The organism is Haloprofundus salilacus, assembly GCF_020150815.1.
In the GTDB taxonomy this organism is placed as follows: Archaea; Halobacteriota; Halobacteria; order Halobacteriales; family Haloferacaceae; genus Haloprofundus; species Haloprofundus salilacus.
Window position 1 is genome coordinate 1,375,842 of record NZ_CP083723.1, and the last position, 19,916, is coordinate 1,395,757.

Consider the following 19,916-nt stretch of genomic DNA (forward strand, 5'->3'; position numbering starts at 1 on the left):
TCGCGACTCCTCACTCGTCCTTCGAGGCGAGCACCCGGTAGCTCTCCAGCGTCGCACGCATCGGCTCCGCCCCGTTGGTTCCCTTTCGCTCAGTGCCGTAATTCATCCAGCGCGCCCCGTCGTTGTCGCGGGTGTAGCTGTACATGCGGTACTCGTCGTCGGTTTCGAGTACGATTTCGATAATCGCCTCGTCCGGGCCTGGGTCGTCGTCTCTGAGTACGACGCCGCGGGTCGCCGGGTCGTGGTCCATCACGTGGACGACGCGGGTCTCGTCGTCCAGCAACCCGCGCGCTTCGTCGCCGCTCAGTGGGCGGTCGGGCCACTCCTCCGCCACGGTCGGTTCGTCCATACCTACTATTCGAGGTGTGAGGACTTTGCTCGTCGCATCTCTCGGCGTGCTGAACAGTTATCGCTCGCCCGACCCAAGATGCGGTATGGTTGACGCCAGCATCCACTTGCTCGACCGCGGACGTGTCCGCGCAGACATGAACTACGTCGTCGACGGCTACGCGATGGCCAGCGCCGAGAACCCCGACCCCGACCACGATATCGCGGAGTTCGTCGTCTGGAGCGCCGTCGTCGACCACCCGGAGGCGACGGTGCTGTGGGACACCGGGTCGCACCCGGAGGCGGCCGACGGCTACTGGCCCGCGCCACTGTACGGCGCGTTCGAACATTACGACGCCGCCGACCACGACCTCGAATCCGACCTCGACGCCGCGGGCTACGACCTCGGCGACGTCGACGCCGTCGTGATGAGCCACCTGCACCTCGACCACGCGGGCGGCCTCCGCAACTTCGCGGACACCGACGTCCCCGTCTACGTCCACGAGGAGGAACTGAAGTTCGCCTACTACAGCGCGAAGACGACGGAAGGCTCCGTCGCCTACCTCGCCTCGGACTTCGACCACGATCTGAACTGGGAGATAGTCCACCGCCACCGGACGACGCTGTTTGACGACTTCGAACTCCTCCACCTGCCCGGTCACACCCCCGGCGTGATGGGCGCGAAAATCGACCTCCCCGACGAGACAGTGCTCGTCGCCGGTGACGAGTGTTACGTCGACGCCAACTACACTGACGAGGTGCCGTTGGGTCCGGGCCTACTGTGGAGCGACCGCGACTGGTTCGACAGCCTCCAACTCGTCAAGGAACTCCAGCGTCGCCACGACGCGGACGTGCTGTACGGCCACGACCTCGAACGGTTCGAGTCGTTCGACGGCGGGTGGAACCGCTAAGTCGATCGGACGACGTATTCTATCGAGCTATACAGAAACCCATACAGAAATCTCCCCGGAAATCTAACTGTAGTCGCGGCGACCGTGACGCTCACATTCGGCTCACCGTGGCGCTTACACCGCTTCGGCCCCAAGAACGGGCGTTATGAAAAAGCAGGAACTCGTCCAGTTCCACTCCCTGCTCGTCCTCCTTGGCCAGGAGTACATCCGGCGCGGCGACGCGACCCGGGCGGACTTCGAGCCGTACCGCGACATCGGCGTCACGCCGATGTCGCTGCAGGCGTCGCGGGCCGACCACGAGGAGGCAGTGTCGACGCTGGCTCACATTCTCGCCTCGCTCTCGGTGTCGGGCGAGACGACGACTCGCTCGGCAGTCTCGTTCGAGTGACTCGTGTTTTCTCCGACTCTCGCCGGTTCTAGATCGTCCTCTCCTCGGCGCCGAACGAGTACCACTAAGACGCACCCGCGTCAGCCACGACCATGCGACTGCAGGAGTACTGGGGGGTCGGACCGAAGACGAGCGACAGATTGCAGCGGACGCTCGGCGTCGACGCCGCCGTCGAGGCCATCGAATCCGCCGACGTGCGAGCGCTGACCGAAGCAGGCATCCCCGCCGGACGCGCAACGCGCATCCTCCGGCGGGCCAAAGGCGACGCCGGGATGGCGACGCTCGGAACGAGAGACGCGCGCTCGGTCTACGACGAGCTACTCTCGCTGGCAGGCGAACACGCCGTGACGCGTCACGCGGGCGACCGAATCCGCGTGCTCACGCCGCTGCCGGAGCGCTCCGCCCGCGACGCGCGACTCGACAAGATAGAGGCCGCCCGCGAAGCGTGGGCTGCATTGAACGCCGACGAACGGGACGAGGTTCTCGCGGCGTTCACCACCTACGACGAGGCGGGCGGAACCGAACGCGCCGCCGTGGAAGCGGCGCTCGCGCTTCGCGACATTGGTCTCGACGCGGGACCGTTCGCCGCGCTGGCAGACGTCGACGAGGGCGCGCTCTCGGAGGCCGTGGGGGCGCTCGGCTACGTCGACGGCGACGACGTGCTCGAAGGCGCCGACAAGAAACTCGACCGCCTCCGGGACCAGTTGGCGGCCGCGGAGCGCCTCGAATCCGGCGCGTTCGACCTTCTGGAGACGGTCCGCGAGGCGGGCACACGCCGCCTCGACGACTTCGAGCACGCGGTGGCCGACTACGTCGCCGCCGAGACGGAACTCTCGCGCGAAGACGTGCTCGGCGCGGCGGCCGACGACCCCGTCGACGCCGCCGACTTCGTCAGCACCACGCTCCGGACGCTCACCGCTGATCTCCGCGAACAGGTCGACGAGCGCAAGGAGACCGTCGCCGCGGAACTCCGCGAGAGTATCGAGACCGCCCGCGACGACATCGACGCCGCCGTGAGCGCGGTCGAAGACAGCGCGTTCGCGCTCTCGCTGGCGCGGTTCGCCGACGCGCACGACCTCGTCCGTCCGGAGCTGGGCGGCGACGATGGACCCTTCGGCGTCGCCGCCGTCGACGCGCGACACCTCTTTCTGGACGACGACGTGCAATCGGTGACGTACGCGGTGGGTCACCACACGCTCTCGTCGGAGCCGCAACCGCCCGCCGACGAGCGCGTAACCGTCCTGACGGGCGCGAACTCCGGCGGGAAGACGACGCTGCTCGAAACGCTCTGTCAGGTGGCGCTGTTGGCCGCGATGGGCCTCCCCGTCCCGGCGAGTCGCGCACAGGTCGGCGACTTCGACACCGTCGTCTTCCACCGTCGGCACGCGAGTTTCAACGCCGGTGTGCTCGAATCGACGCTCAAATCCATCGTGCCGCCGCTGTCCGGGGAGGGACGGACGCTGATGCTCGTCGACGAGTTCGAGGCCATCACCGAACCCGGCCGGGCAGCGGATTTACTGGGTGGGCTCGTCGGACTGACCGTCGACCGAAACGCGGTCGGCGTCTACGTCACGCACCTCGCGGAGGACCTGAGCCCGTTACCTGCCGCGGCGCGCATCGACGGCATCTTCGCGGAGGGACTGACGCCCGACCTCGAACTCCGCGTCGACTACCAACCGCGGTTCGGAACGATCGGTAAGTCGACGCCGGAGTTCATCGTCTCGCGACTCGTCGCGAACGCGAAGAACAACGTCGAGCGACAGGGATTCGAGACACTCGCCGCGGCCGTGGGCGAGGAGGCGGTGCAGCAGACGCTGTCGGACGCGCGCTGGCGGGAGTGACGGTCGAACTCGAAAGAGGGCGCGGTCGCGGGAGCGGGTCAAAACGGGAGAGTTGGTACGGTCGAGGGGAGAGAGATGATATGGACGGAAGACGACCGTTCCCGTCGTTGGAGTTCCCACCACCAAAAGTCGTAGTCTGGGCACCGTCGACTGGAGCCACTGAAGGGCCGAAGCCAGCTCCGAGGTACGACATAAACTGATTACGACAGGACGTGAGACGAGGAGAACAATTATGAATCGTGTGGACCAATCTCAAGCATGACAGCGTATGAGCCAGTAGAATCACCGGACGAAACGACGGTGTTTCCCTATCACGATCTCACACCTCCAACGCTCGTGGACGTCTTCAGAGCACGACAAGTCACCGACCACCACCTCCCAAAGACTCCTCTCGTCCGAAGCCAGTACCTCTCTAGCGAACTGGACGCAGACGTGTATCTGAAGAGAGACGATACCCTCCCGACGGGCGCCTTTAAAGTTCGAGGGGGGCTCAATCTGTGCTCCCAACTCGACCCCGAATTCCACGACCGTGGCCTGATAGCGGCGAGTACGGGGAACCATGGCCAGTCCATCGCATATGCCGGGCAGACGTTCGATATCCCTGCCGTGATTGCAGTTCCCGGGGATCCGAACGAGGACAAAGTCGAGGCGATCGAGCGATTCGGAGCGGAGGTTCACAGGGAGGGACGTGACTATGACGACGCCCGAGAGTGGGCCGAGCAACAGGCAAGCGAGCACGGGTATCGGTACGTCCACTCGGCCAACGAACCACTTCTCATCGCCGGCGTCGGTACGGCGGGATTGGAAGTTCTCGACGACCTTCCGGATGTCGACACCGTCATCTGTCCCATTGGCGGGGGGAGCAGTGCGTCAGGGTACTGTCTGACCGTCGGTGACGTGGCGGACGCGGACGTCGTTGGTGTCCAGTCCTCTAACGCGAACGCGATGTACCGAGCGTGGAACGAGGGGCACCTCGATCCCCAGCCGAGTGCGGACACCCTCGCGGAGGGGCTCCAGTCGCGCGTGCCGTTCGCGTTGACCTCCGAGATTCTCAGTGAGAAGCTAACAGACATGTTGACCGTTTCGGACGAAGCGATATGGAGGGCCGTCCGGACCATGGTCGAACGAGAGCACATCCTCCTCGAGGGTGCTGGGGCCGCGAGTGTCGCGGGAGCGTTGGCATTAGCCGACGAAATCGCCGGGAAAACTGTCGTCCTCCAACTCTCTGGCCGAAACATCTCCAAAGAGAAGTTAGATTGGGCGTTCGACATCGACGCCGACGCTGGGGAACTCGACGATGAGTGATGAGTTCGTTCGGGACCGGTTGCGTAAGCTTCGCCGGCAGTTCCACCGGTACCCGGAGCCCGCATGGTGTGAGTACTATACGACGAGTCGCATAGTCGACGAGGTAGAACGAATCGGCGTCGACCAGCTCTATATCGGAGAGGAGGCGTACGCGAGTGAACATCGGATGGCCGTCCCGGACAGCGCGACGCTCCAGGAGTGGTACGACAGTGCCGCAGACGCCGGAGCACGGCCGGACGTCTTGGAATTGACAGATGGCGGACACACAGGGGCTATCGCGGTCCTCGAGAAGGGGACTGACGGCCCTACGGTCGCTCTCCGTGTTGATATCGACGGGATCCCCCAACGGGAAGCGAACGATTCGGAACACCTGCCCTCTGTCGAGGAGTTCCGATCGACGAACGAAGGCGTGATGCATGCCTGTGGCCACGACGCGCATATCACGATAGGGCTCGGAGTGCTCGAAGCCGTGAATCGGAGCGACGAGTTTGACGGGACGTTTAAGCTCATCTTCCAGCCTGCCGAGGAGCGCGCCGGCGGTGGAAAACCGATGGCGCTCTCTCAGCACACCGATGACATCGACTATTTCCTCGGGCTCCACGTCGGTCTGGGTCACCCGACAGGAGAAGTCGTCGGTGGGATCGTGAAACCACTCGCCGTCGCGAACTTCGAAGCTCGATTCCACGGTGAGTCCGCCCACTCGGGTAAGAATCCGAATCAGGGGCGGAACGCCATGCAATCAGCGTCAACAGCCGTCCAGAACTTGTACTCGATATCCCGTCACACCAACGGAGTGACCCGAATCAACGTCGGCCGTATCGACGGTGGAACTGCGCCGAACATCATCGCGGAGGAGGTGCGTATCGAAGGGGAGGTCCGAGGGGAAACGAACGAACTCCTCCAGTTCCTGCGTGTGGAGACAGAACGGATCATCGACGCGGCCGCCGAAATGCACTCCTGCGTCAGCGAATTCGAGGTCACGGGCGAAGCGCCACGAGCCGACAGCGATCCCGAGTTTAGCAGGACTATCGCCGACGTTGCACGGGAACATAGTTCTGTCATGAACGTTACGGAGACGAGTGAATTCGGAGCGAGCGAGGACGCCACCTACCTCATGAAGACCGTCGAGGAACAGGGTGGGACGGTCTCGTACGCGATTATCGGTACCGACCACCCTGCACCACATCACTCGAGCAGGTTCGATGTCGACGAACGAAGCTTGACCATCGGTGTGGAGGTCATCTCCGAGACGGTGACGACGCTCAGTTCCTGACGGTTCGGTATCTGGTCTGTGTTTCGCGGCGGCCGTCGGCGAGGAGGCGGGTCAACAGACGCTGTCGGACGCGCGCTGGCGCGGCGAGTAGCGGCGTCGGCGAGTTACCGCATTGATTCGAGACCGACGAACGCGCTGCGGTCTGCGGTGAGCCAGACGGTCACCCGCTCTTCTGCGGGCGTGTCTCTGGGGTATATCGTACAGCGGTCCGGACCGTTCTCGTACCGGACGGTGACGCTGTGGAGGTCGAACGCGCGGCCGTCCATCTGGTAGTCGTGTGCGGGAGGAACGTCGGACAGGTCGTCGCTCGTAGGCAGGCTCATGGAGAGTCGTCCCGTAACCGGGTGAGAAGAACTCCCACAGCCGAGTACATGACTGCTGCTAAGACCGCTCTATAGTACGCTATACCGGTAGTGAGTCTCCCCGAGCGTTTCTCATGGGACGAGAATCCGGCGTTTTCGTGCTTTGCAGTCCTCGGTGTCGGCGTCCTGCCGACCCGACTCTCTATCTCTGTTCGGAAGCAGGTACTCGATGCCGCGTCCTCGATGAGTGTCACCACACCGCGAGTGGGTTATCTCCGCTGCCCCCGTACAAGAGGTATGAGTTCTATCACACCCGCCCACGAGCAACTCGTCGACCGAGTCACTGCTGACGCCTCGACGTGGCCCGGTATCGAAGTCAACCCGCACCGCTTCGACGGCAGCGAGTTCACGCTCGGCCCGCGAGAAATCGGCCACGTCCACCGATTCGGAATCCTCGACATCAACTACCCGAAGCGTCTCCGCGATGCGCTCGTCGACGAGGGTCGAACGGGCGAGCACCACGTCGTCCCCGACTCGGGGTGGACGACGTTCCGACTCCGGACCGACGCGGACGTCGACGACGCGCGGTGGCTCCTGCGCCTCTCGTATCTCTACCACGCAGCGACGCTGCGCCGCCGCCCCGAAATCGCCGCCGCTGTCGGCGAGATAGACGTCGAAAGTGAACTCGAGGCGATGGGACCGAGCGCTCGCGTGCGAGAGATTTTCGACGGCGTGCTGCGGTGACCGAGAGCGACGCACCGGTCCCCGCTCGGCGACCCGAAGCCGAAGACGGCGGCGAATTTGAATCTGACGACGACACCCGAGACCGTCTACTCTTATAGTCGGGTCGACTGGAACAGGTGTGTTCGAGGAGCGTTCGGAGTTACTCGCCGCCAACCCCTCGTTCAAGGGGTACGGCGCTGCGGTCACCGTCGGTCCGCGGGGACCGCTCACGTACGTCACCTCCAGTAGTGGCGCGAACAAGCTCCTCCGATGGGACCGAGAGCAAGGAGACGACGGCGCGCTCGTCGACATCGCTACCGGCATCATCGCCGACAGGCGGCGGCGCGGAATCGCCGTTGCAGCCGCCGACTTAGACGGCGACGGCCGCGAGGAGGTGTACGTCCAGAACGCGGGCAGCCATGGCCGGACGGGCGGGGCCTTCGACCGCCTCTTCGACTGCAACGACACCGAGTGGGTCGACGCGTTCTCGCTCGACGTGAACGCGGGCCGGAGCAACCGACGCGACGGCTGGTCTGTCGCGGCCGTCGACCGCCACGGAACCGGCCGCTACGGGATGCTCGTCGCCGGCGACGGGTCGCCGATGCGGTGTTACGAACTCGGCGACAACCGCGAGGTAACCGACATGGCCGAATCCGTCGGGCTGGACGTCGAAGCGGACGTTCGCGCGCTCGCGAGCGGCCCGTTCGTCACCGAGCGGATGGATGTGTTCGCGGCGACAGAGCGCGGCCCGAACCGCCTCCTCAGAAACGACGACGGCCGGTTCACCGACGTGGCCGCCGAAAGCGGCGTCGCTGATGCCACCTGCGACACCCGCTGTCTCTCGTTCGTCGGGAGCGGTGCGGAGCCGACCGGCGAGTTCGTCTGCGGCAACTGGGAAGGCCCGGCGCGCCTGTTCGCTCGAACCGGCGACCGGTTCCGCGACGTCGCGCCGCCCGAACTCGCACAGCCGACCCGGACGCGATCCGTCGTCGCCGCCGACTTCGACAACGACGGGGCGCTCGAACTGTTCGTCAACGCGCTCGGCGCACCGAACCGGTTGTTCAGACGGAGCGACGACACTTGGAGGCGGGTCAGCGCGGGCGACGCGTCCGAACCGCGAGGGTTGGGAACGAGCGCGACCGTCGCCGACTTCGACGGCGACGGGACGCTCGAACTGCTCGTCGTCCACGGCGAGGCGGGGGCCCAACCGCTCTCTCTCTTCCGCGCGCCGAACGACAACGACTGGCTCAGAGTTCGTCCCCTCACCGAGGCGGGTGCGCCCGCTCGCGGCGCGAGCGTGACGCTGGAGACGAGCGACGGCGTCCAGTCACGACTCGTCGACGCCGGCAGCGGCGGGCACAACCAGTCGGAACCCGTCGCTCACTTCGGTCTCGGCGAGGCGAGGCCGACGCGCCTCGTCACGCGGTGGCCAGACGGGCACGTTCGCGTCGTCGACGACCCGACGCCGCGTACCGAGCAGACGGTCACCCACCCGTCGAGCGGATGAGACGAACTCGCGGGTCGGTTTCGGACCTCGGCGAAAGGAGTTACTACGAGAGCAGTAAAGTGCCCGGGTCGCTTACAGCGACGACATGGTCGACCCCACTTCGTCGCTCGGCGACGACGTAGACGAGGAGAACGCCCCCGAGTGTGCCACCTGCGGCGAGAAAATCGTCCGGTCGCCGACGCACCGCGTCGTCACGCGGGTCGAAGACGGTACCGTTCAACATCGCCACTTCTGCGACGACGACTGCCGCGACGGCTACGCCGGCTGAGCGCCTTGCGCCGACTGCGAACGCCGACTTATCGGTTCGACCAGAACCGCTCCAGTCCGAACCCGAGCATGTCCGGGCTGACGGGCTGAAACTCCTCGCGTTCGTACTCGGGGAAGTACTCCCGCACGCCGTTCCACGACTCGCGCGCGTAACGCGCGTCGACGAGGACGCGCACGCCGACCTCGTCGCTGCCGCGGATGACGCGGCCGACAGCCTGTCGCGCCTTTCTGACTGCCGGCACCGTCAGCGCCGTCTCGAAGCCCGAACCGTCGAACGCGCGGTCGTACGCCGTCTTCACCGCCTTCGTCCGCGGGCTCGAGGTGTTGATGAGGGGAACGCCGCAGACGACGGCCGCCGAGAGGCGGTCCCCGCGGTAGTCGACGCCCTCGGTCAGCGTCCCGCGGAGACTGGTGACGAGCACTTTCCCGTCGCCGCCGAAGAACTCCGCCTTCAGCGACTCGGTCGTCCCGTCGTCGCTGGACTCGTCCAGTAGCACGGGTTTATCGACGCGCCGTTCGAGCACACCCGCCATCCACTCGGCCTCGCCGTAACTCGGCATCCCGACGAGGACGTTGCCCGGCGACTGCGCCACCGACGAGACGGCGTCCTCGTACGCCTGCCGCGTCGGGTTCTCCTCGCCCGGCGCGCCGCGGTTCGCGTAGGTGAACTTCGGCGCGTCGACGGCGAAACTCGCGCGGTTCTCCTCGGGGAACGTCAGTCCGTAGGTTCGCTCCTCGACTGGCCGTCCCGACTCCGCGAGCGCGTCGAGTCCCGAGACCGTTCGAAAGATGTCCATCGGCGCGAGCGTTGCGCTCATCAGTACGCCGCCGCCGAACTCGGCGAGGCGGTCGCCGATGGCGTCCGACGGAACGCAGTTGTAGAGCGCGAGGCGCGCGTTGTACGCGCGCCGCCACGAGTCCGGCGGTTCCATCTCGTCCCACGTCCGCTCCAGTTCGAGTTCGCGGAAGTAGCGCTCGTGGTCGTAGCGGTACCACTCGCCGAGAACGCGGCCGACGCCCGGCGCGGCGCGGCGTTTGTCGTCCTCCTCGGCGGAGTTCAGGATGCGGCCGACGACGGCCCCGACGGTCTCGGCGCGCACCCACGTCCCGCCGTCGTACCCCGCTTCTTCGGCCCAATCGCTTATTTCGTCGACGGCGGGTTTCTCGGGGTCTCGGAGCGGAATTTCCGCATCTTCCAGTCGGGTGAGGTCTGCCCGCCAATCCGGCGTCTCGCTGTCGAGGTGGGCGGTCACTCGGCGGTCGAGTTCCTCGCGCAGGTCGCGGAAAAAGTCGCGCGTCTCCTTCAGTTCGCGGAGGGTCACGTCGCTCTTCTTCAGTTCGCCGCGGACGAGGTCCGCGTCGGCCGACGACCCGCGCATCTCTCTGCCCGCCTCGTCGAACTCGACGGGCTGGATGACGCGCGTCACCTCGTTTTCGGCGTCGCGGAGGCTTCGGTCGCCGATGCCGGAACTTACCAGGTCCCGGACGCGCGGTTCGAGCATGTGCGCCTCGTCGCAGACGAGAAACGTCGTCTCGTCGATCAAGGGGCCAGTGAACGTCGCCACCGTCGTCGAGTCGAACGCGTGGTAGTAGTTGCCGAGGACGACCTCGACGTGCGGGAGCACCGCGCCCATCGTCGAGTGCGGGCAAGTGCCGAACCCCGCGGAGAGCGAGACGAGGTCGGTCGGTTCCAACAATCCGGCGTCCTCGAAGTCGAACGGCACCGCCTCGACCGGCTCGCCGTCCTCGGGAAGGTCGTCGAGAAACTGCGCGTAGAAGGGGCAGAACTCGGAGTCGCCGTGCTTGGGCATCTCGGGGAGATACGGCGTCGGTTCGCCGGCCGTTTTGAGGTATGAGGGGCCGCCGGCGCCGGTGTCGGCGAGACCGGTCTGGGCCCGTCGGGCCTCGCCGGTCAGCGCCGCGGCGGTCGTCGGGCCGCTCTCTGCGGCAAGGTTTCTGGTCCGCTCGCGGAGGCCCTCGCAGCGCTCGTAGACGTTCGAGTCATCGACGCCCGCGGCGCGCTCTCTGCTGTACGGGCAGACGTCTGATTTGCCGACGAGCGTCAGTCCCGAGACTGGTCGCCACTCGTCGGGGAGGTTCGCGTTGATCGTCCGGAGGTCGTCTTCGAACTGCCGGAGTTGCTGTTTGACGCTGGTGAGGACGACGACGCGCTCGTACGGCGAGTCGGGGTCGCGCACCCGGTCGATACCGGCGGTCAGCGCGAGCATCGTCTTGCCAGTCCCGCAGGCGCCTTCGACGACGGTGAAGCCGCCGTCGTCGGCCGTCTCGGTGGCGGTTTCGATACCGTCTGCCTGCTCTGGATACGGCTCGTCGTGTCCGAACACCTCGCGCCAGGTCACGTCCGACTTTCGCCGGGGCGGACGCTTATCGGTGTCGGAGGAACTCCGCGGGTTCGGTGTCGACACGGTGTCTTGGAGTGGTCCCGTCTTCGCGAATAAAGTCGAGGGCAGAAGCCGTCGGCTTCGTCGCGGGAGAGATGTTGGCGAACGCGTCACTCCGAGACATTACTCCGCCGCGTCGCAGACGGCGGTTCCGTTGTTCGCCTCAACCCGCTCGATTGCGTCGACGGCGACGACCGACCCGGGTCGGTGCTGACTCCCGTCAGCCGCCGACGCCCGAAGCAGTTCGACCATCTCCTCGGAGCGAATTCGCTCCTCGCACGACGCCGACGCGACGAGCGCCACCGTTCCGGCGACGTAGGGCGCGGCGGCGGACGTTCCTTCGAGCGACCCGGACTCGGTTCGAACGCTGGCGGGTCCCCACACGTCGACGAACGCGTCGCTCCGGGAGCTGTAGCCCGTCACTCGACCGCTCTCGACGTCGACAGCGCCGACGGCGATGACGCGTTCGCCCGTCGCCGGCGCCACGACGCTTCCGTTGGCGACGGCGTTGTCCAGCGACTGGCGACTCGACAGCAGTCTGAGTTGACTCTCGTTCGACCCGTTGTAGGCGTCGATGGCGACGTAGTACTGTCCGGGCGGAACCGAGGCGTCGATGGCTTCCCACGATTGGACGGAGTCGTTTGAGGCGTTCGAGGAGTTCTGGCGGCGGACGGATTTAGCGACGACGGGGTCCGGACCGCTCTCGCGATCGCGGTATAGGTAGAGGTCGTAGTCGGCGGACGTGTTCCACGAGAGACGCAGCGAGACCGCTCCGCCGGTGACGTTGCCGCCGGCCAATCGGTTCCCCTGCGACTCGTTCGAGAAGTTCACCCACCCATCCGAGGGTCCCGCGCCGACCCACTGGTTGTTCGCGTAGTTGCCCGCCGACGTGACGAAGACGGTGCCGTTTGCGGCGGCGCGCTCCGCGACGGCGGTTATCCGCTCGTTCGTCGCGGGGTTCGACGCGAAGTAGCTCCCGGCGTCGACGACGACGGTCACGTCGTTCGCCACTAGCCACTCGACTGCTGCCTCGTACTCTTCGGGCGTGGGATTGTCGCCGACGGCGGCGAGATACAGCTCGGTTTCCGGTGCCGTTTCGGCGACGACGGCGGCGACGGCGGTGTCGTGGCGACTGTCGACTCGCCGCGGACCGACAGCGACCTCCCCGTGTCTGCCTTGCTCGGACGCACGGCGGTGACCGGCGACCTGCTCTTGAATCGACGACCCTTCGGGTTCGAACGACGTGCCGATGACGCCGACGGCGACGCCGCCGCCGGTGATTCCCCGGTCGTGGACGCGTTCTGCCGCGACGATGTGCCCGCCGGCTCGACTCACCTGTCCGTATGGGGCGGGCGTCGTCAAGTCGGGTTCCGGCAGTAGCGGCACCGTCGCGGCGACAGAACCGGTCAGCGGTGCGCTCGACGTCGCGACGAGCACGCAGACGACCACGACACACGTTACGAGGCGCCGGCTCATCGCTCCCATCGACTCCTACGGATACCTCGTCGCAGGCGTGCTGTCGGCTCGGTCGGATCGGTTCACCGTTCGACAGCCTCCCACGCCAGCACCGCCGCGAGGACGATAACGCCGCCTGCGAGGAACGCGAGACCCGGCGAGAGTTGGCCGAGAACCGGGGCGACGCCGTTGCCGACACTGTCGCCGACGCGCGGGGCGGTTCCCGGCCCGCCGAGGTCGGTGACGGTCGTCGCCGCGCCGAAGAGCCACTGAACGAGCAGCGTCCCGACCGCCAGCAGCGCGGCGACGCCGACGAACTTCCGCAACGAGTCGAGCACTGACGCGCGGTCGTCTTCCTGTCCAGCGCAGACGACGAGCGGGCCGTCGGCGGGCGCGTACACGTTCATCTCGCGGCCTTTCACCGAGTACTCCGTGCCGACGATCTCGACCAGTCCAGCGTCCTGTAAGTTTCCGAGGTGGTGCCGGACGTTCTGCAGCGAGGTGTCGACGGCGTCGGACAACTCCGAGGCCGTCGCGTCTCGCTCGTACAGTTCGGTGAGAATCGACCGAGCGTTCTCCGAGGAGAGCGACGAGATGAGTTGCTCCGCGTCGTCGTCGTCGAGCCACAGGACGCGAGGGGGTCGCGCCTCACGCTCTGCGTCTCTGTCGGACGGGAGCAGTCCTGACATGGATTCACATTCCATGGACGGGTTAGTAAACCCTTCGACAGATTACGTCCTGCGTCCGTCTCGTTATCTACAATTTGCCCGATAGTCAGCCACTCCGGAACGAATCCGTCAGTCGGCGACCGCGTCGAGGCTCCCACGCCCCTTCGGAAGCCGTCCTGCGACGTAGAGCGCGAGCAGGACGGCGAACTCGGCCGCGAGGACGACGGTGAACAGTCGGAACACGGCGTCGAACGGAACGTCCGCGCCCGTGAGGAAGCCGACGGTTCCGCTGCCACCCGACTCGATGAGGAGGGCGACGCCGCTGTAGACGGCGTAGGCGCTGCCGCGGTTTCTCGCCGGAAGCGCGCCGAGCATGTACGTATCGAGCGCCGGAAACAGGCTGTGGACGACGTAGCCCAACGCCGCCGTCACGACCAACACCGGGAGAAAACCCGACACAGCCGTCAGCGCGAACAGACACGCGCCGAACGCGGCGACGATTCCGAGGACGTAGGGGAGATGCGGGAGGCGGTCGGCGAGACGCCCGCTGAACCAGAACGCCGGGACGCCGGCGGCGAAGACGACGGTCAGCATCGTGCTCGCCTGCGCTGGCGTGAACCCCTTCGTCGCGGTGAGGTACGGGACGTAGAAGTTGAACAGTCCCTGCCACGCGAAGCCCGCGACGCCGACCATCGCCACGCCGGTGACGATGACGCGCCAGTGCGACAGCGCCTCGCGGAAGTTTCGGTCGTCTCCGGCCGACGACGGAACCGTCCCCCGCGCACGAACGACCGCCAAGAGGACGACGGTGAGCAGTGACGCGCACACGGCCAGCAGCCAGAACACGTGACGCCACTCGCCGGCGGCTAAGAGCGTCACGACGACAGGGGCAGCGATGACGGCAGCGACCTGACTCGCAGTGCCGTGGATACCGACGGCCCGCCCGACGGCGTCGGGGTACAGTTCGCCGACGAGTGGAACCGCGGCAACGAAGTACGCGCCGGAGGCGATACCGATGGCGAACGCGCCGAGTTGGAGCGCGAGCAGCGACGTCGCCGTCGCGGTGAACGCGGCGGCGACGGCAAGCAACACGCCGGTTCCCAACACGACGCGGTGGCGAGGGATGCGCGTGAGGAGGTAGCCGACCGGAATCCGGGGGACGGCCGTGCCGAACCAGACGAGCGACGTGACGAGTCCGATAGCCGCTGGACCGACGCCGAACGCCGCCTGCAGCGGTTCGACGAGAGGGGCGAACGCCGTCCGCCCGAAGTTGACGAGGAGGACGAGTCCGCAGAGCGTCCCGAAGAGGCGGCGTGTCACTGCCGCGGCATTCGTCGGGCGACGGTTCAAACGTTGCGGAATCGGACGCTTTCGGCGTTCTTCGACGTCTTTCGGTCTTCTTCGACGCGCGTCGCTGCTCGTCAGGTCTCTTCGGTACCTCTCGTCGGCTCGGCGACGCCGCCGAGTCAACCCTATCGCTTTTCGCCTGTGGTTTCGAATATCACCGTATGATAACGTCCCGTCGAATGGCCGCCGTCGACGAGAACGCGGAGGCGCTCGGCGTTCCGCGAAAGCAACTGATGGAGTCGAGCGGGAACGCCATCGCTCGCGAGGTTCGCTCGCTCGTCGACGACGGCGCGTCGGTGAGCATCGTCGCCGGACGCGGTAACAACGGCGGCGACGCGTTCGTCGCCGCTCGATTTCTGAAGGAGTACGACGTGACGGTCCACCTGCTCGGCCGTCCGGAGACGATTTCGACCGATATCGCCCGCGAGAACTGGGAGGCGCTTGGAAACGCCGAGTTCGACGCGAGAGTCGTTCGCGACTCCAAGGCGCTGGAACTCGGCGACCCGGACCTCGTCGTCGACGCGATGCTCGGCACCGGCGTCACGGGCGCGCTCCGCGACCCCGAGGCGTCGGCCGCGAAAGCAATAAACGACGCCGACGCGACGGTGCTCGCCGTCGACGTTCCCTCCGGTGTCGACGCCGATACCGGCGACTCCGCGGGCGTCGCCGTCGACACCGACCACGTCGTAACGTTTCACGACGACAAACCCGGACTCGGCGGTCTCGACGCGACGGTCACCGTCGCTGATATCGGCATCCCGGCGGCTGCAGAGCGGTTCGTCGGTCCCGGCGACTTGAACGTCCTCGTCCGGGACCCGGAGAGCCACAAGGGAGACAACGGCGACGTACTCGTCATCGGCGGCGGGCCGTTCTCCGGCGCGCCCGCGCTGTCTGCGCGAGCGGTGCTCAGGGCGGGCGCCGACCTCGTCAACGTCGTGTGCCCCGAGAACGTCGCCGACGCGGTCCGCGGCTACAGCGAGAACTTCATCGTCCACGACCTCGACGGCAATCGTCTCCGACCGGCGCACATCGACGAACTGCTCGGTCGGGCCGAGAGCAAAGACGCCGTCGTGCTAGGACCCGGACTCGGCGGCGCGGACGAGACGCTCGACGCCGTCCGGCAGTTCCTCTCGGGGTTCGACGGAACCGCCGTCGTCGACGCCGACGCGCTGCAGGTCGTCCCTAAGGTGGACACCGACGCGACGCTCGTCTGCACGCCGCACCAAGGCGAGTTGCAGAAGATGGGCGGCGAGACGGCCGACAACTGGGAGGCGCGCGCCGAGTTGGTCGAGGAGTTCGCCGCCGAACTGGGACAGACGCTCCTCGTGAAGGGAGCGCACGACGTGATTTCCGACGGCAAGCGGACGCGCGTTAGCCGAACCGGCAACGCAGGGATGACTGTCGGCGGCACGGGCGACGTACTTGCCGGCGTCACAGGCGCGCTCGCGGCGACGCAAGACCCCTTCGAAGCCGCGAGCGTCGCCGCGTGGGCGAACGGTCGCGCCGGGGACGTCGTCGCCGAAGAGCGCGGCTACGGACTCGTCGCGACGGACCTCGCCGACCAGTTACCGAAAGCGATGAACCGCGGCGGCGAGGTTGAAGGAGTATGACCGAAGAACGACGACCAACTGGACCCGCCGACCACACCGGACCGGTCGACACTGACGACTCCGGCGACCCCGCAGACCACACCAACCCTGACGACGCCGAATCGGACGCCAAGAGCGGCGCCGACAGCGACTCTCACGCTGAGAGCAACACCGGCACTGATTCCGACGTTGAAGGCGGTCGCTCGCAGTTGACTCACACCGACGAAAGAGGTAACGTCCAGATGGTCGACGTCGGCGCGAAACCGGATACGGCCCGGCGCGCGGAGGCGCGAGGCGAGATACGGTTGAGCGAATCCACTCTCGACGCCATTCGGGTCGACGAAATCGAGAAGGGAGACGTGCTGGCGACGGCCCGCGTCGGCGCAGTTCAGGCGGTCAAACACACGTGGGAAACGATTCCGATGTGTCACCAGATCCCCATCACGAACGTCGACACCGAGTTCGACGTGCGAGACGACCGAGTAGTGCTCTCCGTCGCCGTCGAAACTACCGGGAAGACCGGTTGCGAGATGGAGGCGCTCGAAGGCGTCACCACCGGACTGAACGTCGTTTGGGATATGGTGAAAGCCGCCGAGAAGGACGACGACGGCCAGTATCCCGGAACCTCGATTCAGGAAGTATCCGTCGTCTCGAAGGAGAAGCGGACGCTGGAGTAGGTCGAAGGAACGAGGGCGAACAGACGGCGTACCGTACTTCCGACCGCTCCGCGACCGGGGCGCCGTACTCCCGCCTCGCCCGAATCGCGGCGCTGCTCAGCGCACGGACCGCAGTGGTCCCGTTCTCGGATTTAAACGCTCGGAGGAGGCATCGGTCGGCAGAGCGCTTCCTGTCGAAGGTGCGACTACGCCGGGTGCTCGTGCCCGCGACGCTCTTCGGCGATGTCGTACTCTCTGGCTCTCTCTCTGATTTCGTCGGCGTCGGCGCGGACGTGTTCGCCGTCCTCGTACAGAATCTCGCCGTCGACCATCGTGAACTGCACGTCGTCGCCGTGCGCTGAGAAGACGAGATGGGAGAGCACGTCGTGCAGTGGCGTCGCGCGTGTGAGGTCCGTCGTGAGGCCGACGACGTCGGCTTTCCAGCCTGCTTCGAGTTTTCCAACCCGCTCGAATCCGGCGGCCTTCGCGCCGTTTCGGGTCGCCATCTCGAAGATGACTCCTGCAGGGGTCGTCGTCGGGTCGAGCGTCTGCACCTTCTGGAGGAGACTCGCCTGCCGCATCTCGGTGAATGCGTCGAGCGTGTTGTTGCAGGGCGGACCGTCGTTGCCGAGCGCGACGTTGATCCCCCGGTCGAGGTAGTCGACGATAGGGGCGATACCCGAGGCGAGTTTCATGTTCGACGACGGGCAGTAGGTGACGTGCGTGCCGGTGTCGGCGAGGACCTCGCGTTCGGATTCGTCGGTGTGGACGCAGTGCGCGAGAATGACATCCTCGCCGGTCAGTCCGACCTCGTCGAGCCAGTGGATGTTGCGCATCCCGGTCTCGCGTTCGACGGTGGCGATTTCGTCGCGGTTCTCGCTGGCGTGGGTGTGGATTCTGACGCCGTCGTAGCGGTCGGCGAGTTCGCGCGCGCCGCGAAGACATTCCTCGGTGCAACTGACGGCGAAGCGCGGCGTCACCGCGTAGCGGATGCGGTTGCCGAACGAGCCGTGATATCTCTGGATGAGTTCCTCCGTCTCGTCGAGGGCGGCCTGCGTATCTTCGACAAGTCCCAGCGGCGAGTCTTTGTCCATGAGCACTTTGCCGATTCGCCCACGGATGCCGACCTCGCCGGCGGCCTCGAACGCCTCCTCGGCGTGGCGGACCGAGAGGTGGTCGATGGCGGTCGTCGTTCCCGACTCGACGAGTTCGAGGTAGCCGAGTTCCGCAGCGGTGCGCATCCCGTCGGCGTCGAGGTTCGCCTCCATCGGGAGCACGTGGTCGAACAGCCAGTCGAGGAGGGAGGTGTCGTCTGCGATGCCACGGCCGAGCGACTGCACCGAGTGGATGTGGCCTCCGACGAGACCTGGCAGCAGCACGTCGTACGACCGCCGTTCGCGGTCCGGATAGCGGTCGAGGAGCTCCGAACGCTCGCCGACGGCCGTGATGCGGTCGCCGTCGACGACGACGGCTCCGTTCTCGATGACGGTCTCCGCGTCGACGACGACGGTTCCAGAGAGTAGCATTGTCCCCGACAATCGAGGGGAAGCCGCGACAATAAAGCTCCGTTTCAGCGGTGCGAACGACAGAGACGAAAAAGCGGTCAAATGAGTCGACTACGTCGAGTCGCTTACGTCGACTCTACGGCCGTCAAGTCGGCGGCCTTCGCCCGCGCCTGCTCGACGATTGCGGGGCGCGCCTCGAACTCGACGAGCACGTGCTCGTCGTCGTACTCTTCGGTCTCGACGTGACCGTGGTCGTGAATCCACGAGACGACGCTCATCGTCTCGTCGACGAGGGGCATCATCAGCCGCTCGTGCTCCCACGGGGGGAGTTCGGCTTCGACGCGCGCTTTGAGTTCCTCGACATTCTCGCCCGTCTTCCCCGACACGGCGACGGGGCTCGGCGCGAGCGCGGTCAGCGCCGCCTTCTTCTCTTCGAGTTCGTCGTTGTCGACTCGGTCGATTTTGTTTAGGACGGTCACGATGGGTGCTTCATTGCGTTCGTACAGGGTGTCGTGGCTCGTCACGAGTTTTTCGCGCATCTCCTCGACGGGTTCGGAGGCGTCGACGACCAACAGTACGAGGTCGGCGCGGTACACCGAATCGAGCGTCGACTTGAACGACTCGACCAGCCAGTGCGGGAGGTTCGAGATGAAGCCGACGGTGTCGGTCAGGAGGACATTTCGCTTGCCCGTCTCTGCCCGGCGTGTCGTCGTTCCGAGCGTCGTGAACAGACGGTCCTCGGACTCGGCTGTCGCGTCCAAGTCCGGGTGTAAATCTTCGTTCTCGTCGACGTCGAGTTCGGCGGCCAGACGCCGGAGTAGCGTCGACTTCCCGGCGTTCGTGTACCCCGCGAGCGCGACGAGATCGAACCCGGACTCGCGGCGTTGCTCGCGACGCGTCTCCTCTTTGTCGGCGATGGCGTCGAGTTCGCGCTTGATGTTCGCGATTTGGGCCTTGATGTCCCGTTCGCGACTCTCGTCGTACTCGCCGAGACCCATGAACCCGGGTCGCTCGTCGCGCTTCGCGAGACTCGCCTTCGCCTCCGCGCGCGGGAGTTCGTACCTGAGTTCGGCGAGTTCGACCTGCAACTGTGCTTTTCGAGTCTGGGCGCGCTGGCCGAAGATGTCGAGGATGAGCGTGAACCGGTCGACGACTTCGACACCTTCGGGCAGTTTCTGGCCGATGTTGTACGTCTGGTACGGTCCCAACCGGTTGTCGATAATGACCGTCTCCGCGTCGCTACGGCGGACTAACGCGGCGAGTTCGTCAACCTTCCCTTCGCCGAACTCGTAGGCGGGGTCCTCCTCGCGGCTCTGTGTGAGTTCACCGACCACTCTGTACCCGGCCGCGCGCGCCAGTTCCGTTATCTCGCTGAGGTCCGCACTCCCGGAGTCGACGCGCTTTGCGACCACGGCGGTCCCGTCTTCAGGGATGGGTGCTCTCCACCTCG

General features: G+C 66.1%; 18 protein-coding genes. 10 read left to right on the plus strand and 8 right to left on the minus strand.

Annotated features, from left to right (window positions below; genetic code table 11):
• Nucleotides 1-10: 10 nt before the first annotated feature.
• Nucleotides 11-349 (minus strand): hypothetical protein, encoded by a 339-nt coding sequence (locus LAQ58_RS07025; RefSeq protein WP_224449888.1) that lies wholly within the window; start codon nt 347-349, stop codon nt 11-13.
• 85 nt (nt 350-434) lie between these two features.
• Here LAQ58_RS07025 and LAQ58_RS07030 point away from each other — a divergent pair, with 85 nt between their 5' ends.
• The 5 genes from LAQ58_RS07030 (at nt 435) to LAQ58_RS07050 (ending at nt 6,045) form a co-directional block, all read left to right on the plus strand.
• Nucleotides 435-1,238 carry an N-acyl homoserine lactonase family protein gene (locus LAQ58_RS07030; RefSeq protein WP_224449889.1) on the plus strand — a complete coding sequence of 268 codons (804 nt, stop codon included), beginning with the start codon at nt 435-437 and terminating at the stop codon, nt 1,236-1,238.
• 145 nt (nt 1,239-1,383) lie between these two features.
• Nucleotides 1,384-1,626, plus strand: coding sequence for a UPF0058 family protein (locus tag LAQ58_RS07035; RefSeq protein WP_224449890.1), 243 nt, complete (start codon nt 1,384-1,386; stop codon nt 1,624-1,626).
• A 92-nt stretch (nt 1,627-1,718) separates the two neighbouring features.
• Nucleotides 1,719-3,467 (plus strand): DNA mismatch repair protein, encoded by a 1,749-nt coding sequence (locus LAQ58_RS07040; protein WP_224449891.1) that lies wholly within the window; start codon nt 1,719-1,721, stop codon nt 3,465-3,467.
• Between the two features lie 258 nt (nt 3,468-3,725).
• Nucleotides 3,726-4,772, plus strand: a complete 1,047-nt coding sequence (locus tag LAQ58_RS07045; protein WP_224449892.1) for a threonine ammonia-lyase — start codon at nt 3,726-3,728, stop codon at nt 4,770-4,772.
• Nucleotides 4,765-6,045 (plus strand): amidohydrolase, encoded by a 1,281-nt coding sequence (locus tag LAQ58_RS07050; protein WP_224449893.1) that lies wholly within the window; start codon nt 4,765-4,767, stop codon nt 6,043-6,045. Before LAQ58_RS07045 ends, LAQ58_RS07050 begins: the two co-directional genes overlap by 8 nt.
• A gap of 104 nt (nt 6,046-6,149) precedes the next feature.
• Here the strand turns inward: LAQ58_RS07050 and LAQ58_RS07055 are convergent, their stop codons facing one another.
• Nucleotides 6,150-6,368 (minus strand): DUF7511 domain-containing protein, encoded by a 219-nt coding sequence (locus LAQ58_RS07055; protein ID WP_224449894.1) that lies wholly within the window; start codon nt 6,366-6,368, stop codon nt 6,150-6,152.
• A gap of 276 nt (nt 6,369-6,644) precedes the next feature.
• Here LAQ58_RS07055 and LAQ58_RS07060 point away from each other — a divergent pair, with 276 nt between their 5' ends.
• The 3 genes from LAQ58_RS07060 to LAQ58_RS07070 all read left to right on the plus strand — a co-directional run bounded on the left by LAQ58_RS07060 (nt 6,645) and on the right by LAQ58_RS07070 (nt 8,845).
• The gene (locus LAQ58_RS07060; RefSeq protein WP_224449895.1) at nt 6,645-7,091 is read left to right on the plus strand and encodes a luciferase domain-containing protein; all 447 of its coding nucleotides are present in this window, start codon (nt 6,645-6,647) and stop codon (nt 7,089-7,091) included.
• Nucleotides 7,092-7,209: 118 nt separating this feature from the next.
• Nucleotides 7,210-8,577, plus strand: a complete 1,368-nt coding sequence (locus tag LAQ58_RS07065; RefSeq protein WP_224449896.1) for a CRTAC1 family protein — start codon at nt 7,210-7,212, stop codon at nt 8,575-8,577.
• A gap of 85 nt (nt 8,578-8,662) precedes the next feature.
• Nucleotides 8,663-8,845 carry a DUF7576 family protein gene (locus LAQ58_RS07070; RefSeq protein ID WP_224449897.1) on the plus strand — a complete coding sequence of 61 codons (183 nt, stop codon included), beginning with the start codon at nt 8,663-8,665 and terminating at the stop codon, nt 8,843-8,845.
• A gap of 28 nt (nt 8,846-8,873) precedes the next feature.
• Here LAQ58_RS07070 and LAQ58_RS07075 read toward each other — a convergent pair whose 3' ends face one another.
• The 4 genes from LAQ58_RS07075 to LAQ58_RS07090 all read right to left on the minus strand — a co-directional run bounded on the left by LAQ58_RS07075 (nt 8,874) and on the right by LAQ58_RS07090 (nt 14,689).
• The gene (locus LAQ58_RS07075; RefSeq protein ID WP_224449898.1) at nt 8,874-11,204 is read right to left on the minus strand and encodes an ATP-dependent DNA helicase; all 2,331 of its coding nucleotides are present in this window, start codon (nt 11,202-11,204) and stop codon (nt 8,874-8,876) included.
• Between the two features lie 165 nt (nt 11,205-11,369).
• Nucleotides 11,370-12,722 carry a S8 family serine peptidase gene (locus tag LAQ58_RS07080; protein WP_224449899.1) on the minus strand — a complete coding sequence of 451 codons (1,353 nt, stop codon included), beginning with the start codon at nt 12,720-12,722 and terminating at the stop codon, nt 11,370-11,372.
• 62 nt (nt 12,723-12,784) lie between these two features.
• On the minus strand, nt 12,785-13,390 hold the full coding sequence (locus LAQ58_RS07085; protein ID WP_224449900.1) for an ArsR/SmtB family transcription factor: 606 nt from the start codon (nt 13,388-13,390) through the stop codon (nt 12,785-12,787).
• Nucleotides 13,391-13,498: 108 nt separating this feature from the next.
• Complete coding sequence (locus tag LAQ58_RS07090; protein ID WP_224449901.1) at nt 13,499-14,689, minus strand: MFS transporter; 1,191 nt, start codon at nt 14,687-14,689, stop codon at nt 13,499-13,501.
• A gap of 188 nt (nt 14,690-14,877) precedes the next feature.
• Here LAQ58_RS07090 and LAQ58_RS07095 point away from each other — a divergent pair, with 188 nt between their 5' ends.
• Both LAQ58_RS07095 and moaC read left to right on the plus strand, forming a co-directional pair.
• On the plus strand, nt 14,878-16,326 hold the full coding sequence (locus LAQ58_RS07095) for an NAD(P)H-hydrate dehydratase (protein ID WP_224449902.1): 1,449 nt from the start codon (nt 14,878-14,880) through the stop codon (nt 16,324-16,326).
• Nucleotides 16,323-16,982, plus strand: a complete 660-nt coding sequence (gene moaC / locus LAQ58_RS07100) for a cyclic pyranopterin monophosphate synthase MoaC (protein ID WP_425490696.1) — start codon at nt 16,323-16,325, stop codon at nt 16,980-16,982. Before LAQ58_RS07095 ends, moaC begins: the two co-directional genes overlap by 4 nt.
• A 185-nt stretch (nt 16,983-17,167) precedes the next feature.
• On the opposite strand, the gene LAQ58_RS07105 is transcribed toward moaC, so the two are convergent.
• Both LAQ58_RS07105 and hflX read right to left on the minus strand, forming a co-directional pair.
• Nucleotides 17,168-18,487: a 5'-deoxyadenosine deaminase gene (locus LAQ58_RS07105; RefSeq protein ID WP_224449903.1), complete on the minus strand. Its 1,320-nt coding sequence runs from the start codon at nt 18,485-18,487 to the stop codon at nt 17,168-17,170.
• Nucleotides 18,488-18,591: 104 nt separating this feature from the next.
• Nucleotides 18,592-19,878, minus strand: coding sequence for a GTPase HflX (gene hflX, locus LAQ58_RS07110; RefSeq protein ID WP_317988544.1), 1,287 nt, complete (start codon nt 19,876-19,878; stop codon nt 18,592-18,594).
• Between the last annotated feature and the right edge of the window lie 38 nt (nt 19,879-19,916).

Bases quoted from the DNA above. Each gene is read 5' to 3' on its own strand.
- LAQ58_RS07025 (WP_224449888.1), bottom strand. From the start codon at position 349: ATGGACGAACCGACCGTGGCGGAGGAGTGGCCCGACCGCCCACTGAGC.
- LAQ58_RS07030 (WP_224449889.1), top strand. From the start codon at position 435: ATGGTTGACGCCAGCATCCACTTGCTCGACCGCGGACGTGTCCGCGCA.
- LAQ58_RS07035 (WP_224449890.1), top strand. From the start codon at position 1,384: ATGAAAAAGCAGGAACTCGTCCAGTTCCACTCCCTGCTCGTCCTCCTT.
- LAQ58_RS07040 (WP_224449891.1), top strand. From the start codon at position 1,719: ATGCGACTGCAGGAGTACTGGGGGGTCGGACCGAAGACGAGCGACAGA.
- LAQ58_RS07045 (WP_224449892.1), top strand. From the start codon at position 3,726: ATGACAGCGTATGAGCCAGTAGAATCACCGGACGAAACGACGGTGTTT.
- LAQ58_RS07050 (WP_224449893.1), top strand. From the start codon at position 4,765: ATGAGTGATGAGTTCGTTCGGGACCGGTTGCGTAAGCTTCGCCGGCAG.
- LAQ58_RS07055 (WP_224449894.1), bottom strand. From the start codon at position 6,368: ATGAGCCTGCCTACGAGCGACGACCTGTCCGACGTTCCTCCCGCACAC.
- LAQ58_RS07060 (WP_224449895.1), top strand. From the start codon at position 6,645: ATGAGTTCTATCACACCCGCCCACGAGCAACTCGTCGACCGAGTCACT.
- LAQ58_RS07070 (WP_224449897.1), top strand. From the start codon at position 8,663: ATGGTCGACCCCACTTCGTCGCTCGGCGACGACGTAGACGAGGAGAAC.
- LAQ58_RS07080 (WP_224449899.1), bottom strand. From the start codon at position 12,722: ATGAGCCGGCGCCTCGTAACGTGTGTCGTGGTCGTCTGCGTGCTCGTC.
- LAQ58_RS07085 (WP_224449900.1), bottom strand. From the start codon at position 13,390: ATGTCAGGACTGCTCCCGTCCGACAGAGACGCAGAGCGTGAGGCGCGA.
- LAQ58_RS07095 (WP_224449902.1), top strand. From the start codon at position 14,878: ATGATAACGTCCCGTCGAATGGCCGCCGTCGACGAGAACGCGGAGGCG.
- moaC (WP_425490696.1), top strand. From the start codon at position 16,323: ATGACCGAAGAACGACGACCAACTGGACCCGCCGACCACACCGGACCG.
- LAQ58_RS07105 (WP_224449903.1), bottom strand. From the start codon at position 18,487: ATGCTACTCTCTGGAACCGTCGTCGTCGACGCGGAGACCGTCATCGAG.